Origin of the sequence: Aeromonas sp. FDAARGOS 1405 (genome assembly GCF_019048265.1) — a bacterium.
Taxonomy (GTDB): domain Bacteria; phylum Pseudomonadota; class Gammaproteobacteria; order Enterobacterales; family Aeromonadaceae; genus Aeromonas; species Aeromonas veronii_A.
In genome coordinates, this window is the sequence record NZ_CP077311.1 from 2,317,955 (window position 1) to 2,332,303 (window position 14,349).

Here is a 14,349-nt window from a genome sequence, read left to right on the forward strand (position 1 = left end):
GTGTGGCGACAATGCATTGAGTTGGGGCGATCTTGTTTTGTTGAAAAGCAACTGACCTTACAAACCCGGTTCCTTGAGGAAGCGGATCATCAGGTCGGTGTTGGCGCCAAGTTGGCTTTCTACTCTGCCTGGGAATAGTTCCGCCATCTTGTCGAGGCGGTCATACTGGGTGTGCCAGATTTTTCCCCACTGGGTTTCGCTGTCACGATCGCAGGCGCTCTTGGTGGCATCGTCGTAGCAATCCCATAGTGCGGGATTGGTACTTTGGGAGTAGCCGTCGTAGCCATCTGCACCGTTGATGGTGAAGTTGGTCGCTTCAACGTAGGCGATCGGCACCCCCAGGCAGGCAAAGGGGGCGTGATCTGACCAGCTGCCGGTCTCCCCTTCCGGATAACCGCTGTAGCTGGGATGAATGGCAAATGGGGTCGCTGTCTGTTTGGAGAGGGTGAGGAGGCGATCCCGCACCTTGGGATCGAAGCTGTAGCGGCTCGGATCGGCGCAGTTGTATTCGGCGACGTCCGAGTGGGCTGAGTGGACGTAGACGATGTCGCCCCCGGCGATGGTGTCGTAGTTCACCATCGCCAGCAGCTTGGCGACGGCGGTGCTGTCGAGGCTGGCGGCATAGGCTTTGGAACCGTTGAGACCGTTCTCCTCCGCGCCGAAGAATGCAAAGCGAACCGTGTAGGGCAAGGTTTGTCCTTTAAGCTCCTCCGCCACTGCCAGCAGGGCCGCGACGCCAGCGCCGTTGTCGGTGGCCCCTTCAGAGCCTTTCTTGTCACCTGTGCTGTCGTAGTGGGCGCCGATCAGGATCACCTTGTCACTCTTACCCTTGAGCTCTGCGATCAGGTTTTGGGAGTTTTTACTGGCGCCATTTTTGGTGTAGGTGAAGGGCTGGCGTTGCACATCGTAGCCCCAACCGGTCAGATGGTCCTGGATCCAGGCCGCGGCACGAGTTTCTGCCTCTGTCCCCGTGGGGCGTGCGCCAATCCCTTCTGCGGTTGAACTCAACTGCACCAGATACTCATAGGCTTGCTCGGCGGCGGCAGGAGCTTGCGAGTCATTTGTTGATGTGTTGCACCCCGCAAGCAAAGCGGTGATGGCAAACGCCAATGCTGTGTATTTCATACTGCAATCCTTTGTTGTGTATGGTTTTATTTGCGCAGGCAGCATGCACTCGACGCGTGACCGATTCTGTGAACGGGTCGGCATTTGTCAACCGTTATAGATGAATTGGTGAGAGATGAGGGATTTGTTTCGTGAAACACTTGCGCCTTGGGCCTATCTTGGGATAATTCGCTCCCCTGTTTTCGCGGGTCGATGAAATGATGAGCCGCGAGCGGTCCCGCTCGGGATCGGACACAAGATGTATTACCCGGATTGATGAAATAACGAGACCATTATGCCTGTGACCCAAGATGTATTTAACGAAGACGGCAAGTTCATGCGCAAGATCCGCAGCTTTGTCCGTCGCGAAGGCCGCCTGACCAAAGGGCAGGAGAAGGCCCTGGAAGAGCTTTGGCCGGTCATGGGCATCGATTTCGAGCCAAAGCAGCTCGATCTGGTCGCACTGTTTGGCCGTGAAGCACCTGTGGTGCTGGAGATCGGCTTTGGTATGGGCGCCTCTCTGGTGGAGATGGCCAAGAATGCCCCCGAGAAGAACTTCATCGGCATCGAAGTGCACTCCCCGGGCGTGGGTGCCTGTCTGGGCACCGCTCAGGAAGCGGGCGTCACCAATCTGAAAGTGATCTGCCACGATGCGGTGGAAGTGCTGGAGCACATGATCCCGAACGGTTCACTCTCCTGCCTGCAGCTCTTCTTCCCGGATCCCTGGCACAAGAGCCGTCACCACAAGCGTCGCATCGTACAGCCTGCATTTGCCCAGGATATTCGTCAGAAGCTGGCCATCGGTGGCGTGTTCCACATGGCGACCGACTGGGAAAACTATGCCGAGCACATGCTGGAAGTGATGAGTGCCGCCGAGGGTTACGAGAACACCTCCGCCACCGGCAACTGGGTGCCCCGTCCGGACTGGCGTCCGCTGACCAAATTTGAACAACGCGGCCACCGTCTGGGCCACGGGGTTTGGGATCTGATTTTCAAGCGTTTCAGCTAAGCTGGCACGTCAACACACCTAGCGTATCAACTAACTTGAGGAGCTATCATGGCCAATCGTAGCCGCCGCCTGCGCAAGAAACTGCGCGTCGATGAATTCCAGGAAATGGGTTTCGACATCAGTTTCAACTTCCCGGTCGGCACTGCCGAAGAGACCATCGATGCGGTAGTCGATGCGATGATCGATGAGGTTGTTGAACCCCGTAAACTAGCTTTTGCCGGCTCCGGTCACCTGGCCTGGGAAGGGATGATCTGCACCCAGCAACTGGGCAAGTGTACCGAAGAAGACCGCGCTGCCGTCAAATCCTGGCTGGAAGGCAAGGGGATGGAAGCCGTGGTCGTTACCGAGCTGTTCGACCTCTGGTACGGTGAACCGGCCTGATACAAGGCTGCCGCATCTGGCGCCTTGTTGTGGGTAACTGAAAAATCCCGCCGCTGGCGGGATTTTTGTCAGTGGGGATGGGATCTCCACCGCTGTTTTAGTCATGGAATCGCTTATTGCTTATGGTGTTGTCATCCGAATTACTGGCCAGCATCCTTGAAGAGGTGCGCCCGTTGCTGGGACAAGGCAAGGTGGCCGACTACATTCCGGCACTGGCTCAGGTACCGGCCGATCGGCTTGGTATCGCAGTCTGTACCGTCGAAGGGGAGCTGTTCACCGCCGGTGACGCTTTTGAACCCTTCTCCATCCAGAGTATCTCCAAGGCCCTGAGCCTGACCCTGGCACTCACCCTCTATCAGGAGGAGGAGATCTGGGCCCGGGTTGGCAAGGAGCCCTCCGGCCAGCCCTTCAACTCGCTGGTGCAGCTCGAGTTCGAGCAGGGGATCCCCCGCAACCCCTTTATTAATGCCGGGGCGCTGGTGGTGAGCGATCTGCTTGAGACCCGCCTCACTGCGCCCCGTCAGCGTACCCTCGAGCTGGTGCGCCGTCTTTCCGGCAATCCGGCCATCATGGCGGATCAGGTGGTCGCCCGCTCCGAATATCAGCACTCTGCCCGCAACGCCGCCATCGCCTATCTGATGAAGGCCTATGGCAACTTCGAAAACGAAGTGGACAAGGTGCTGCAAAGCTACTTCAATGCCTGTGCCATCCGCATGAGCTGCGTCGATCTGGCGCGGGCATTCATCTATCTGGCCAACCGTGGTGTGCCACTGGGCGAGAGCGTACCGCTGCTGCCAGCCCGCACCACCAAGCAGGTCAACGCCCTGCTCGCCACCTGCGGCCTCTATGACGAGGCGGGCGATTTTGCCTATCGGGTCGGCATGCCGGGCAAATCGGGGGTCGGCGGCGGTATCATCGCCCTGATCCCGGGCGAGCTCTGCGTCTGTGTCTGGTCGCCGGAGCTCAACAAAGCCGGCAACTCGCTGGCAGGGACGGCAGCGCTGGAGTTATTGGCCGAGCGTCTGGGTCGCTCCATTTTTTAACCTTGTTCACTATGAATCGAGACATCACCATGAAACGACATCTTCGCTTCCTGCAGGCCGCGCTGGCGACCTTACTGCTCTGGTGTGCCCTGCCCGCCGTGGCAGGGGAGTTGCCACCGCTCTCGCTGGCCGATGCCAAGGCCAAACAGGCTGTCATCCTGGATACCCGCGCCAGCTACTTCTATCAGGGGTGGCCGATGGAAGGGGAGAAGCAGGGCGGTCATGTGGCGGGCGCCGAGAACCTCTCAGCCGAGTGGAAATACAGCGATGAAGAGTGGCCAAAGGCGCTCGAGATCAAGGGGCTGAAAGCCGATCGTCCGGTAGCCCTCTACGGTGCGTCCCGCGAAGTGGCCGAGGTGGCCCGTCTGCTGCGCAAGCAGGGGATCAAGCAGCTGTTCGAGCTGCAAGGGTGGCAAGCCGCACCGCGCGAGTCGCTGGCACGCTGGCAGCAGCTGGTCTATCCGCGCTGGTTGGCGGATCTGCAAGAGGGCAAGCCGGTTGCCGCGGCGCCCAAGGGTGACTGGAAGCTGTTTGAGGTGGATTGGGGTTCACCCAAGGCCTACCTCATCAGCCACATCCCGGGGGCCGGTTATATCGATACCAACAGCCTCGAAGAGGAGCCGCTGTGGAACAAGGTCTCTGACGAAGCGCTCAAGAAGCTGCTGCTGGATAACGGCATCCGTCACGACACCACCGTGATCCTTTACGGTCGCAACACCATGGCGGCCGCCCGTGCCGCGCACCTGATGATGTATGCGGGGGTGGAAGATGTACGCCTGCTGGACGGTGGTCTGGATGCCTGGTTTATCCAGCACCTGCGCACCGAAACCGGTCTGCCCAACAAATATGAGCCGGTGAAGGAGTTTGGCGTGGCCATTCCCGCTCACCCCGAGTACTACACCACGTTAAGTCAGGCAAAAGAGCTGCTCAAGAAGCCCGATAGCGCACTGGTCAGCGTGCGTACTTGGGACGAGTTTGTCGGCAACACCTCAGGTTACAGCTACATCAAGCCGAAGGGCGATATTCCGGGGGCCAAGTGGGGTCACGGTGGGGTGGATGCCAACAGCATGAGCGACTTCCACAACCCGGACGGCACCATGAAGCCGGCCCGCGAGATCCTCGCCATGTGGGACCAGTGGAATATCGAGCCGACCCAGCAGGCTGCGTTCTACTGCGGTACCGGCTGGCGCGCCTCCGAGGCCTTCTTCTACGCCTGGCTGATGGACTGGAAACGGATCAGCGTCTACGACGGCGGTTGGTACGAGTGGAGTTCCGATCCCAAGAACCCGACCGTGACCGGTGAGCGCCAGCCCGCCAAGTCATGATTGCGCGCTTGCGCTTGAAAGAAGAGGCCGGACAGATGTCCGGCCTTTTTGTATCCGCTCGGACCTGCGCCAGCCTGCCACTACACTTTGCTGGTGGCTATCAGGTCGATGGAAGGAGTGACTGATGAGACGGATATGGACAGGCCTGCTGGTGGCAGGCGTACTGGCACAGGGGGTAATGGCTGCCGAACGGGCTCGTTATCTGGTGCAACTCAAGCCGGGGGCGGAGGCCGCTGTGCTGGCCCAAAGCAAAGGGATGGGGGGCGAGCTGGCCCTGCAACTGCCCGAGCAGCATGCGCTGGCGCTCTGGTTGCCAGCTGCTGCAGCGACAGCGCTGGCGCGCAACCCCAACGTGCTGTGGGTGGAGCCGGATGCCAAGCGTTATGCCAGTGCCGAGACCCTGCCTTATGGCATTCCCATGGTACAGGCGCCACAACTGAGCGATGGTATGGCCGGAGAGGTGCTGGTGTGCATCATTGACTCTGGCTATAGCGGCAATCACCCGGATCTGCCCCATGGGGCGCAGGTGCAGGGTAGTGACAACGCAGGTACAGGCAGCTGGAGCAGTGACGAAAACGGTCACGGCACCCACGTGGCAGGCACCATAGCCGCCATTGGGGGGAACGACATGGGCGTGGTCGGTGTCTTGCCGAATCAGAGTGTTCCGCTGCACATCATCAAGGTGTTTGGCGCCAACGGCTGGGCTTATACCTCCAACCTGGTGGGGGCCCTCAATGCCTGCAAGCAGGGGATGAGCAGTCGTGGCTTTACCCGCATGGTCATCAACATGAGCCTGGGGGGCAATGTGCCCAGCAAGACGGAAGAGCAGGCGTTCAATCAGGCTTACAGCCAGAATGTGTTGAGTGTGGCGGCGGCGGGCAATGCGGGCAACACCAGCAAGTCCTATCCCGCCTCTTACAGCAGTGTGGTGAGCGTGGCTGCGATCGATAGCAGCAAGCAGTTGGCTTACTTCTCCCAACGCAATGATCAGGTGGAGCTGGCGGCCCCCGGTGTTGCTGTACTCTCGACCGTGCCGAGTGGTTATGCCAACTACAGTGGTACCTCGATGGCGACGCCGCATGTGGTCGGGGTTGCTGCCCTGGCATGGTCACAGCGGCTGGAGTGCAGCAATGATCAACTGCGCCAGACCCTTCGCAGCAGCGCCCTGGATCTGGGGACTGTCGGGCGGGATAACAGCTATGGCTATGGTTTGGTGCAGGCCAGAGCCGCGGCAGAACGGCTAGCACTTGGCTGTGGTCCCGGTACCGGTGGTAGTGGCAAACCGGGTGGTCGCAAGTAGCTGATTTTTGATGATGATCTCACTTTATTGTGCAAGTTGCCGACTGCCTGCCGGATTGGAGTAGGCTAGATATGACATCCTCGTGGTGAGGGTGAAAGGAGAAGAGTGCGCCTATGAAAAAATTTATGATGATCCTGGTGTGCGCCCTGGGGCTGGTAGCATGCAGTTCCCAATACATCATGAGCACCAAGGATGGCAAGATGATCACCACAGAGAGCAAGCCCAAGCTGGACGAGAGTACCGGTATGTATCGCTATTACGATCATGAAGGGCGTGAGGTGATGATCAATAAAGAAGATGTGACCCAGATCATGGAGCGTTGAGCGCTCATATGCAGTCAGGGCCGCAATATGCGGCCCTTCACATTTTTACCGGCAAATTCCTCCTTTTTCTCAGGCAATCGCCCCTCTTTCGCCGCAAATGCGCGTTCGGGTACAGCTTCCGTTATGGTTCGGCCCGTATTATTGCACTCCGTTTTTTATTGGAGGTGTTATGTCCCTGATGTCTATCTGGAATTCCCGTTTTTCCGCGCGCACCCTGCTAGGTGGTGTCTTGCTGGTGGTGGCGTCAGCCAGCCATGCTGGCGATGATCAGTTCACGCTGGGGCGGACTATTTTGCTGGGGGCCGGTGATCATGGTGCGACAATTCCTTTGGTGATTTGCCGTCAGACCAAATATATCAAGGTGAAGGCGGAACGTGATTTGACCCTGGATCGGGTGGTGGTGACCTATGGTGGTGATCGTACCAAAACCATTCGCTTCGATCGGGAGATGAGCAGTGATAAAGAGACCGAGTGGAAATCACTGGGTTCGCGTCGTTGTGTGAAAAAGATCGAAGTGTACGGTAATTCAGAGCGCAGCAAAGCGGGCGTAAAAGTATTCGGCCGTAAATAATCGATGCATTTTGTCTGCACGAACAGATGAGCTAAAAATAATGGCGAGCCGTGGCTCGCCATTATTTTTTAGGGGCGGGTTTGCTATTTTTTCGGCCGAAATGGCTTGATGACAGTTTCATCGCACTCAAGATAGGGCCCCTCCATCAAATCGATGCAGTAGGGGATGGCGGGGAATACTGCATCCAGACACTCGCGAATCGATTTGGGCTTGCCCGGCAGATTGACGATCAGGGTGTCATCGCGCAGTCCGGCAGTCTGGCGCGACAGAATGGCGGTCGGCACAAACTTGAGGGATTCGGCCCGCATCAGCTCGCCAAAGCCCGGCATCATGCGATCACACACCGCTTCGGTCGCTTCCGGTGTAACATCCCGCTTGGCCGGGCCGGTGCCGCCTGTGGTGACGATGAGGCAGCATCGCTCCTCATCCGCCAGCCGGATCAGGGTCGCTTCAATCTGATCCTGTTCATCGGGGATCACCTGATAGACAGGTTCCCACTCCGAGGTCAGATAGGCATTCAGGGTGTCGATGATGGCCTTGCCGGAGAGGTCTTCATAGATGCCCGCGCTGGCGCGATCGCTGACGGTGACGATACCGATTTTTGCCTTGCTCATGGTCTGCTCTTGAATGTCCGATAAAAGTGGCAATTAAAATAACATAATCAGTGAGATATGTTAAACCGTCAGAAGATGATGCGGGGCGGTGAGGGAAGAATAAAGTGTCGAATGAAGCAAAATAAGGCCACCCGGATTTTTATTGGCAATAAAAAACAGAAAATCACAACCTAAAATGTATAAGTGTTTTATCTCGCCTGAATTAAAAACAATCGCTTGTTTCCAAACACAATTAAAATAGATAGACACCCTCGTAGTGACCATTGTCCGGTTTAGTCGCCAGTGGATGGATTGAACCCTTTTTAGCCGCGTCGTATATACAGATTTATATGGCTGGGACGTGATGGTGTGGTACCGCAGTGTGTTGCCAGCAATAGTCGCCAAGGAGGGCATATGGAGTTGCCTGATTTTGACACCCTGAAGGAGTTGGCTGCGAGTGAGCCCTCCCGGCTGGATGCGATTCTGGAGCAGCAGATCGACCAGTTGATGGCCCGAGCGAGCCCCGATCAGCAGCGCCGTTTGCGCGGGTTGCAGTTCAAGATTGATGGTCAGCGCCGTCTGGCGAAAAACAATCTTGATAGCTGTATCCGGATTACCAACATGATGCGGGAATCTTTTTATTTGATGCGCAGCGAAATGAGCCAGTTCAGAGAAGAGGGGGACCCTCCGCCTGAAAGCGATGGCAGTGGTAAAATAATCCGTCTGGCAGACTATCGACGTCGTAAATAATCTGCAATAACCCCCTTGAATGATATTTCAGCCAAATCGGTTAGGCCATAATAAAGGGGGTTTCTGGCGACCTGATTGTTATGGTTTTTAATGTTAGTCGTAATGTACTTGTGATGTAATCTCTTTTCTCTTTCTTGTAATAACTTATTAGTCAGGTTGTGATAGGGGTGGATGAATAACAGTAAAAGTTAGGCTAATATGGCCGAAATTTTTATTGCTACGACTCGAAGGGATTATGAGAAGTATCACACCAAGACGGGTGTTGTCGCGGGAGCAACAGACAGAGATCACCCGCATTATCGTCAAGGTGGGTCAGATGTTGGCCCAGTTTGGGGCGGAGAGCCGGATCATCGAGCAGACCACGGTGCGGTTGGGGATGGCACTGGGGCTGGAGAGTGTCGAAATGGCCATCTCTTCCAGTGCCATCGTGCTCACCAGCCTCTATCAGGGGGGCTGTGTTACCACTACCCGGCGGGTGCGTGAACATGGCATCAACATGCAGGTGGTGTGCGAGATCCAGCGGATCTGCATCATGGCGGAGAAGGAGCTGATCGGTGCCCGTGAAGTGCGCCAGCGGCTCGAGGCCATCGTCCCTTTCCACTATCACCCCTGGTTGGTGGTCCCCATGGTGGGGCTCTCTTGCGGCGCCTTCAGCCTGCTGTTTGGCGGTGACTGGCCCATCTTCCTGGTGACCTGCTTCTCGTCTGCCGTGGCCATGCGGGTGCGCCAGCTGATGGCCCGCCATCACCACAGCCCGCTCATCAACTTTGCCGCCACCGGCTTTATCGCCACCTTGCTCTCTTCCAGCGCCACCTTCTTCAACTGGGGTGACCAGCCCTATCTCGCCATGGCGGCCAGCGTGCTGTTGCTGGTGCCGGGCTTTCCGCTGATCAATGCGGTTTCCGACATGGTGAAGGGCTACTTCAACATGGGGCTGGCCCGCTGGGGGACCGCGACCCTGCTGACCATCAGCGCCGCCATAGGTATCATTTTGGCCATGTCGGTCACCGGTATCTGGGGGTGGAAAGTATGATGGATTTGCTCTGGCTACTCGCCAAGGATGCCTTCTGGTCCTCCATTCCGGCGGTGGGGTTTGCCATGCTGTTCAACGTGCCGCCACGGATGTTGAAGTATTGCGCCATGGGCGGCGCGCTGGCCCACAGCCTGCGTACCCTGCTGATCCACTATGGTATGCCCATCGAGTGGGCGACGCTGGCGGCGGCGACCACGGTCGGCTTTGTCTGCGTCTACTGGTCGCGCCGTCTGCTGGCGCCGCGTCCGGTGTTCAGCGTTGCCTCGATTATTCCGATGATCCCGGGCAGTTATGCGTTCAAAACCATGATTGCGGTGGTAGAGCTCAATATCAACGGCGTGACCATGGAGTTAATCCAGAGTGCGGTAGAGAACGGCCTCAAGGCGCTCTTTATCGTTGGTGCCCTCAGTTTCGGTTTGGCGATCCCCTCTCTGGTCGTGTACCGTAACCGCCCCATAATCTGACAGACGGTGAGAGGCCCCATGAAGATTTCCATGATTGCCGCCATGGCCCACGACAGGGTGATCGGCAAGGACAACCAGATGCCCTGGCATCTGCCTGCCGATCTGGCTCACTTCAAGCGTGTCACTCTCGGTAAACCGGTATTGATGGGGCGCAAAACCTTCGAATCCATCGGTCGACCGCTGCCCGGACGGCGCAATCTGGTGATCAGCCGCAATCCCGGTTATCAGGCTGGGGGCATCGAGGTCGTGGGGTCAGTCGAGGCGGCACTGGCCCTGTTGGCGAGTAGCACGGTGGAAGAGTTGATGGTGATCGGTGGTGGTCATCTCTATACCGAGATGTTGCCGAGTGCGGATCGTCTCTACCTGACGCAAATCGATCTGTCAGTTGAAGGAGATACCCGCTTCCCCGCGTTTGATGATGGCCAGTGGCTGCGCATCGACTGCGAGAGCCACCCTGCCGATGAAAAGAACCCGCACCCCTACCGATTCGAGACCTGGCAGCGCCGCTGAATCATGGCATGTGCTAACCGATAGCCACGAAAAAGCCCCTTGTGTTGCACAAGGGGCTTTTTTCGCACGGGCTATTTGCCAGAAGCTCCGTGCCAGCAGGCCGATAGTCCAGAGGTGGCTGCGGCGATCTCATCGTGGCGGGTGAATACTCCTTTAGCCTCCCTCCTCAGCTCCTTTTCTTGTCCCCCAATCTGTCCTCATTGCGACCAATAAATAGTTAGATGTGTAATCATTTGGTCGTTGTCGATTATCTGGATGGCGCGTTACACAGTTACCGTCATTAACCTGCATTTTATTGCGCTTTTTTGATTGTTTTTGAATGACTTTTCCCAGTACATCTTCGTTTTATATGGAAAATTTTATGGATAAAGCCAGGCTTTGTTCGGTTTTTATTGATAAAAATAACTTTTTAAAATCAATGGTTTATTTTGTGGTTTGTTTTTGTGGACTCTATTGGTTCTTTTGTTTTGGTTGTTAATTGCTTAGTGTAAAAACAATCGGTTCGCGTTCGGCAGGTTAATCACCAAGATGTCGACCATGAAAAAAGGACAGTATGACAGTCAAACTCGAGGTTAAATCACTCTACAAAATCTTCGGCGATCAGCCGGAAAAAGCGTTCAAATTGCTGGCGAAAGGGCATGACCGCGCCAGCATCCTGCAAAAAACCGGGCAGACCCTGGGGGTCCAGGATGTCAATCTGGCCATCGACGAAGGGGAGATCTTCGTGGTGATGGGCCTCTCCGGCTCGGGCAAATCCACCCTGGTGCGTCTCTTCAACCGGCTGATCGAGCCGACCCGCGGCCAGGTGCTGATCGATGGCGAGGACATCGCCGCCATCTCCGACAGCGAGCTGCGTCAGGTACGGCGCAAGAAGATCAGCATGGTATTCCAGTCCTTCGCCCTGATGCCGCACCTGAGCGTGCTGGAAAACACCGCCTTTGGGCTGGAGCTGGCCGGTGTGCCGCTGGCGGAGCGCCAGCAGAGCGCCTGTCAGGCGCTCCATCAGGTGGGGCTGGGTCAGTGGATCGATGCCTTCCCCGATGCCCTCTCCGGCGGCATGAAGCAGCGGGTCGGCCTGGCCCGCGCGCTGGCCAACGACCCCGACATCTTGCTGATGGACGAGGCTTTCTCCGCGCTGGATCCGCTGATCCGCACCGAGATGCAGGACGAGCTGCTCAAGCTGCAGGCCAGCCAGCAGCGCACCATCGTCTTCATCTCTCACGATCTGGACGAGGCGATGCGCATCGGCGATCGCATCGCCATCATGCAGGACGGCCAGCTGGTGCAGGTCGGCACCCCGGACGAGATCCTCAACCAGCCCGCCAACGACTATGTGCGCGCCTTCTTTCGCGGGGTGGATCTGGCCAACGTGTTCAGCGCCCGCGACGTGGCCAGCCGCAAGCAGATGCCGCTCATCAAGAAACACACCACCGACGGGCCGGGCAACGCCCTGCGCCAGCTCAAGGAGCAGGAGCGGGAGTTCGGTTACGTGGTGGATCGCCGGCGTCGCTTCATCGGGGTCGTCTCGGTGGAGTCGCTCGGTCATGCAGTCAGGGCCAAAGGCCGCCTGGAGCAGGCGCTGCTGGCGGACATCCAGCCCATTCTGGCGGACACCGCTCTCAACGAACTGATCAGCCAGGTGGCGGCCGCCCCCTGTCAGGTGCCCGTGGTCGAGGAGGATGGCACTTACCTGGGCCTCATCTCCAAGGCCAACCTGCTGAACACCCTGGACAGGAGTACCCCGGCATGAAGCGGATGAATCCCCATTTTTTACTGAGCGGGCTGCTGGCCCTGGTGCTGCTGGCGAGCCCCTCCCTGCGTGCCGATGAGGCTGCGGTCGACCCCTGGGGGGCCAGTGCGGCCGCCACCGAGGTTGCCGATCCCTGGGGCAGTACCGACACTGAGGCGACCGACTGGCAGAACCAGATCGAGGCGGTCGACACTACCGCCGCCGTCGACTGGCTGGATCCCTTCCAGCAGGCGCTGGTGCCACTGGACAGCTGGGTCGAGGGCGGCATCGGCTGGCTGGTCGACAACCTGCGTCCCGTGTTTCAGCTGATCCGTGCACCGGTGGAGCTGGCGCTGGGCGGCATGACCCATCTGTTGCAGACGGTGCCCTCCACCCTGATGATCGGCCTGCTGACCCTGATCGCCTGGCAACTGGTGAACGGTCGCATGGCGCTGGGTACCCTGTTCTCACTGGTAGTGGTGGGGCTGATCGGCGCCTGGTCCGATGCCATGGTGACCCTGTCGCTGGTGCTGACCTCGCTGTTCTTCTGCGTGCTGATCGGGCTGCCGGTCGGCATCCTGCTGGCGAGGAGCGAGCGACTGTCGCGCTGGACCCGGCCGCTGCTGGATGCGATGCAGACCACGCCGGCCTTCGTCTACCTCATCCCCATCGTCATGCTGTTCGGCATCGGCAACGTGCCCGGGGTGGTGGTGACCGTCATCTTTGCGCTGCCGCCGATGATCCGGCTCACCATGCTGGGCATTCGCCAGGTACCCGCGGATCTGGTGGAGGCGGCTCACTCGTTCGGTGCCAGCCCCTCTCAGCTGCTGTTCAAGGTACAACTGCCGCTCGCCATGCCCACCATCATGGCCGGGGTCAACCAGACCCTGATGCTGGCACTCTCCATGGTGGTGATCGCCTCCATGATCGCGGTGGGGGGCCTCGGCCAGATGGTGCTGCGCGGCATCGGCCGGCTCGACATGGGGCTCGCCTCCATCGGCGGCCTCGGCATCGTGCTGCTGGCCATCGTGCTCGACCGCCTGACCCAGGCGATGGGACAGCCGGATCGCAGCCGTAGCGGCCGCTGGTATCAACGCGGCCCCGCCGCCCTGCTGCTGCGCCTGCTCGGCCGCGACAAGTCAATCGATTACAAAGGAGTAAATGCATGAGGCTTATCACCAAGACGCTGACCCTGGGTTCCCTGCTGTTGAGCTCCCAACTGCTCGGTCCGCTCGCCATGGCCAGCACCGAGCTGCCGGGGGAGGGCGTGCGCGTCCAGCCCCTGCAGAGCTCGTTGCCGGAGGAGAGCTTTCAGACCCTGCTGGTGAGCAAGCTGATGGCGCGCCTCGGCTATGACGTCCAGCCGGCTCAGGAGGTGGATTACAACGTGGCCTACGCCTCGGTGGCGCAGGGGGATGGCACCTTCCTCGCCTTCAACTGGATACCGCTGCAAAACAACAAGTATGAGCAGGCGGGAGGTGACAAGGTGTTCTTCCGTGAGGGCACCTATGTGGCCGGGGCCGCCCAGGGCTATCTCATCGACAAGCAGACCGCGACCCGCTACGGCATCACCAACCTGGGTCAGCTCAAGGATCCCAAGCTGGCGGCGCTGTTTGACGGCGATGGCGACGGCAAGGCCGATCTGGTGGGTTGCAACCCGGGCTGGGGCTGTGAAGAGGCGATCAACCGTCATCTGGCCGGGTTTGGCCTGACCCCGACCGTCAACCACAAGCAGGGCAACTACGCGGCGCTGATCGCCGATACCCGTGCCCGTTACCAGGCCGGCAAGCCGGTGCTCTACTACACCTGGACCCCCTACTGGCTCAGCAGCGAGCTGGTGCCAGGCAAGGACGTGGTGTGGCTGGAGGTGCCCGCCGATGGCCCTGATGCGGCCAAGACCCGGCTGCCGAACGGCAAGAACTATGGCTTCCCGGTCAACACCATGCACATCGTCGCCAACAAGCAGTTCGCCGAGGCCAACCCGGCAGCCGCCAGGCTGTTCTCCATCGTCAAGCTGCCGCTTAATGACATCAACGTGCAGAACGGCCTGATGAACAAGGGGCAGAACAAGCCGGCGGACGTGGAGCGTCACACCGACGCCTGGCTCAAGGGCCACGAGGTGCTGGTGAACGACTGGCTGACCCAGGCGCGCGCCGCCAAGTAATGAGGGGTGGAATGCCACCCTTTTGCGCAAATTAAAACGCCCGGCTGTTG

16 protein-coding genes are annotated in these 14,349 nt (G+C 58.7%); 14 read left to right on the forward strand and 2 right to left on the reverse strand.

Going from position 1 to position 14,349, the window contains the following annotated elements:
- Nucleotides 1-57 precede the first annotated feature (57 nt).
- Nucleotides 58-1,125, reverse strand: coding sequence for a M28 family metallopeptidase (locus I6L35_RS11010; RefSeq protein ID WP_216978152.1), 1,068 nt, complete (start codon nt 1,123-1,125; stop codon nt 58-60).
- Between the two features lie 274 nt (nt 1,126-1,399).
- Here I6L35_RS11010 and trmB point away from each other — a divergent pair, with 274 nt between their 5' ends.
- The 7 genes from trmB to I6L35_RS11045 all read left to right on the forward strand — a co-directional run bounded on the left by trmB (nt 1,400) and on the right by I6L35_RS11045 (nt 7,056).
- Complete coding sequence (gene trmB, locus I6L35_RS11015) at nt 1,400-2,113, forward strand: tRNA (guanosine(46)-N7)-methyltransferase TrmB (protein ID WP_216978153.1); 714 nt, start codon at nt 1,400-1,402, stop codon at nt 2,111-2,113.
- Between the two features lie 48 nt (nt 2,114-2,161).
- Nucleotides 2,162-2,494 (forward strand): YggL family protein, encoded by a 333-nt coding sequence (locus tag I6L35_RS11020; RefSeq protein ID WP_005348158.1) that lies wholly within the window; start codon nt 2,162-2,164, stop codon nt 2,492-2,494.
- A 122-nt stretch (nt 2,495-2,616) separates the two neighbouring features.
- Nucleotides 2,617-3,537, forward strand: coding sequence for a glutaminase B (gene glsB, locus I6L35_RS11025; RefSeq protein WP_005348151.1), 921 nt, complete (start codon nt 2,617-2,619; stop codon nt 3,535-3,537).
- A gap of 29 nt (nt 3,538-3,566) precedes the next feature.
- Complete coding sequence (locus I6L35_RS11030) at nt 3,567-4,862, forward strand: sulfurtransferase (protein WP_216978154.1); 1,296 nt, start codon at nt 3,567-3,569, stop codon at nt 4,860-4,862.
- A gap of 124 nt (nt 4,863-4,986) precedes the next feature.
- Nucleotides 4,987-6,162: a S8 family peptidase gene (locus tag I6L35_RS11035; RefSeq protein WP_216978155.1), complete on the forward strand. Its 1,176-nt coding sequence runs from the start codon at nt 4,987-4,989 to the stop codon at nt 6,160-6,162.
- A 113-nt stretch (nt 6,163-6,275) separates the two neighbouring features.
- Nucleotides 6,276-6,485 carry a YgdI/YgdR family lipoprotein gene (locus tag I6L35_RS11040; protein ID WP_216978156.1) on the forward strand — a complete coding sequence of 70 codons (210 nt, stop codon included), beginning with the start codon at nt 6,276-6,278 and terminating at the stop codon, nt 6,483-6,485.
- Nucleotides 6,486-6,654: 169 nt separating this feature from the next.
- A complete protein-coding gene (locus tag I6L35_RS11045) occupies nt 6,655-7,056 on the forward strand; it encodes a DUF2541 family protein (protein ID WP_129503427.1) in 402 nt (133 codons plus the stop codon).
- Between the two features lie 83 nt (nt 7,057-7,139).
- On the opposite strand, the gene mog is transcribed toward I6L35_RS11045, so the two are convergent.
- Nucleotides 7,140-7,670: a molybdopterin adenylyltransferase gene (mog, locus tag I6L35_RS11050; protein WP_216978157.1), complete on the reverse strand. Its 531-nt coding sequence runs from the start codon at nt 7,668-7,670 to the stop codon at nt 7,140-7,142.
- 393 nt (nt 7,671-8,063) lie between these two features.
- On the opposite strand from mog, the gene I6L35_RS11055 reads away from it, so the two are divergent.
- From I6L35_RS11055 to proX, 7 genes are all read left to right on the forward strand, one after another.
- The gene (locus tag I6L35_RS11055; protein ID WP_005348142.1) at nt 8,064-8,399 is read left to right on the forward strand and encodes a DUF3135 domain-containing protein; all 336 of its coding nucleotides are present in this window, start codon (nt 8,064-8,066) and stop codon (nt 8,397-8,399) included.
- 235 nt (nt 8,400-8,634) lie between these two features.
- Nucleotides 8,635-9,432 carry a threonine/serine exporter family protein gene (locus I6L35_RS11060; protein ID WP_005348133.1) on the forward strand — a complete coding sequence of 266 codons (798 nt, stop codon included), beginning with the start codon at nt 8,635-8,637 and terminating at the stop codon, nt 9,430-9,432.
- On the forward strand, nt 9,429-9,896 hold the full coding sequence (locus I6L35_RS11065) for a threonine/serine exporter family protein (protein ID WP_026035076.1): 468 nt from the start codon (nt 9,429-9,431) through the stop codon (nt 9,894-9,896). Before I6L35_RS11060 ends, I6L35_RS11065 begins: the two co-directional genes overlap by 4 nt.
- An 18-nt stretch (nt 9,897-9,914) precedes the next feature.
- Nucleotides 9,915-10,406 (forward strand): type 3 dihydrofolate reductase, encoded by a 492-nt coding sequence (gene folA, locus I6L35_RS11070; protein ID WP_216978158.1) that lies wholly within the window; start codon nt 9,915-9,917, stop codon nt 10,404-10,406.
- A gap of 553 nt (nt 10,407-10,959) precedes the next feature.
- The gene (gene proV / locus I6L35_RS11075; protein ID WP_216978159.1) at nt 10,960-12,156 is read left to right on the forward strand and encodes a glycine betaine/L-proline ABC transporter ATP-binding protein ProV; all 1,197 of its coding nucleotides are present in this window, start codon (nt 10,960-10,962) and stop codon (nt 12,154-12,156) included.
- The gene (gene proW / locus I6L35_RS11080; protein ID WP_216978160.1) at nt 12,153-13,304 is read left to right on the forward strand and encodes a glycine betaine/L-proline ABC transporter permease ProW; all 1,152 of its coding nucleotides are present in this window, start codon (nt 12,153-12,155) and stop codon (nt 13,302-13,304) included. The genes proV and proW overlap by 4 nt, the downstream gene beginning before the upstream one ends.
- Nucleotides 13,301-14,299 (forward strand): glycine betaine/L-proline ABC transporter substrate-binding protein ProX, encoded by a 999-nt coding sequence (gene proX / locus I6L35_RS11085; protein ID WP_216978161.1) that lies wholly within the window; start codon nt 13,301-13,303, stop codon nt 14,297-14,299. The genes proW and proX overlap by 4 nt, the downstream gene beginning before the upstream one ends.
- Nucleotides 14,300-14,349: the final 50 nt, after the last annotated feature.

Bases quoted from the DNA above. Each gene is read 5' to 3' on its own strand.
- proW (WP_216978160.1), top strand. From the start codon at position 12,153: ATGAAGCGGATGAATCCCCATTTTTTACTGAGCGGGCTGCTGGCCCTG.
- I6L35_RS11030 (WP_216978154.1), top strand. From the start codon at position 3,567: ATGAAACGACATCTTCGCTTCCTGCAGGCCGCGCTGGCGACCTTACTG.
- I6L35_RS11065 (WP_026035076.1), top strand. From the start codon at position 9,429: ATGATGGATTTGCTCTGGCTACTCGCCAAGGATGCCTTCTGGTCCTCC.
- mog (WP_216978157.1), bottom strand. From the start codon at position 7,670: ATGAGCAAGGCAAAAATCGGTATCGTCACCGTCAGCGATCGCGCCAGC.
- I6L35_RS11045 (WP_129503427.1), top strand. From the start codon at position 6,655: ATGTCCCTGATGTCTATCTGGAATTCCCGTTTTTCCGCGCGCACCCTG.
- glsB (WP_005348151.1), top strand. From the start codon at position 2,617: ATGGTGTTGTCATCCGAATTACTGGCCAGCATCCTTGAAGAGGTGCGC.
- I6L35_RS11040 (WP_216978156.1), top strand. From the start codon at position 6,276: ATGAAAAAATTTATGATGATCCTGGTGTGCGCCCTGGGGCTGGTAGCA.
- I6L35_RS11020 (WP_005348158.1), top strand. From the start codon at position 2,162: ATGGCCAATCGTAGCCGCCGCCTGCGCAAGAAACTGCGCGTCGATGAA.
- trmB (WP_216978153.1), top strand. From the start codon at position 1,400: ATGCCTGTGACCCAAGATGTATTTAACGAAGACGGCAAGTTCATGCGC.
- I6L35_RS11060 (WP_005348133.1), top strand. From the start codon at position 8,635: ATGAGAAGTATCACACCAAGACGGGTGTTGTCGCGGGAGCAACAGACA.
- folA (WP_216978158.1), top strand. From the start codon at position 9,915: ATGAAGATTTCCATGATTGCCGCCATGGCCCACGACAGGGTGATCGGC.
- I6L35_RS11055 (WP_005348142.1), top strand. From the start codon at position 8,064: ATGGAGTTGCCTGATTTTGACACCCTGAAGGAGTTGGCTGCGAGTGAG.
- I6L35_RS11010 (WP_216978152.1), bottom strand. From the start codon at position 1,125: ATGAAATACACAGCATTGGCGTTTGCCATCACCGCTTTGCTTGCGGGG.
- I6L35_RS11035 (WP_216978155.1), top strand. From the start codon at position 4,987: ATGAGACGGATATGGACAGGCCTGCTGGTGGCAGGCGTACTGGCACAG.
- proV (WP_216978159.1), top strand. From the start codon at position 10,960: ATGACAGTCAAACTCGAGGTTAAATCACTCTACAAAATCTTCGGCGAT.
- proX (WP_216978161.1), top strand. From the start codon at position 13,301: ATGAGGCTTATCACCAAGACGCTGACCCTGGGTTCCCTGCTGTTGAGC.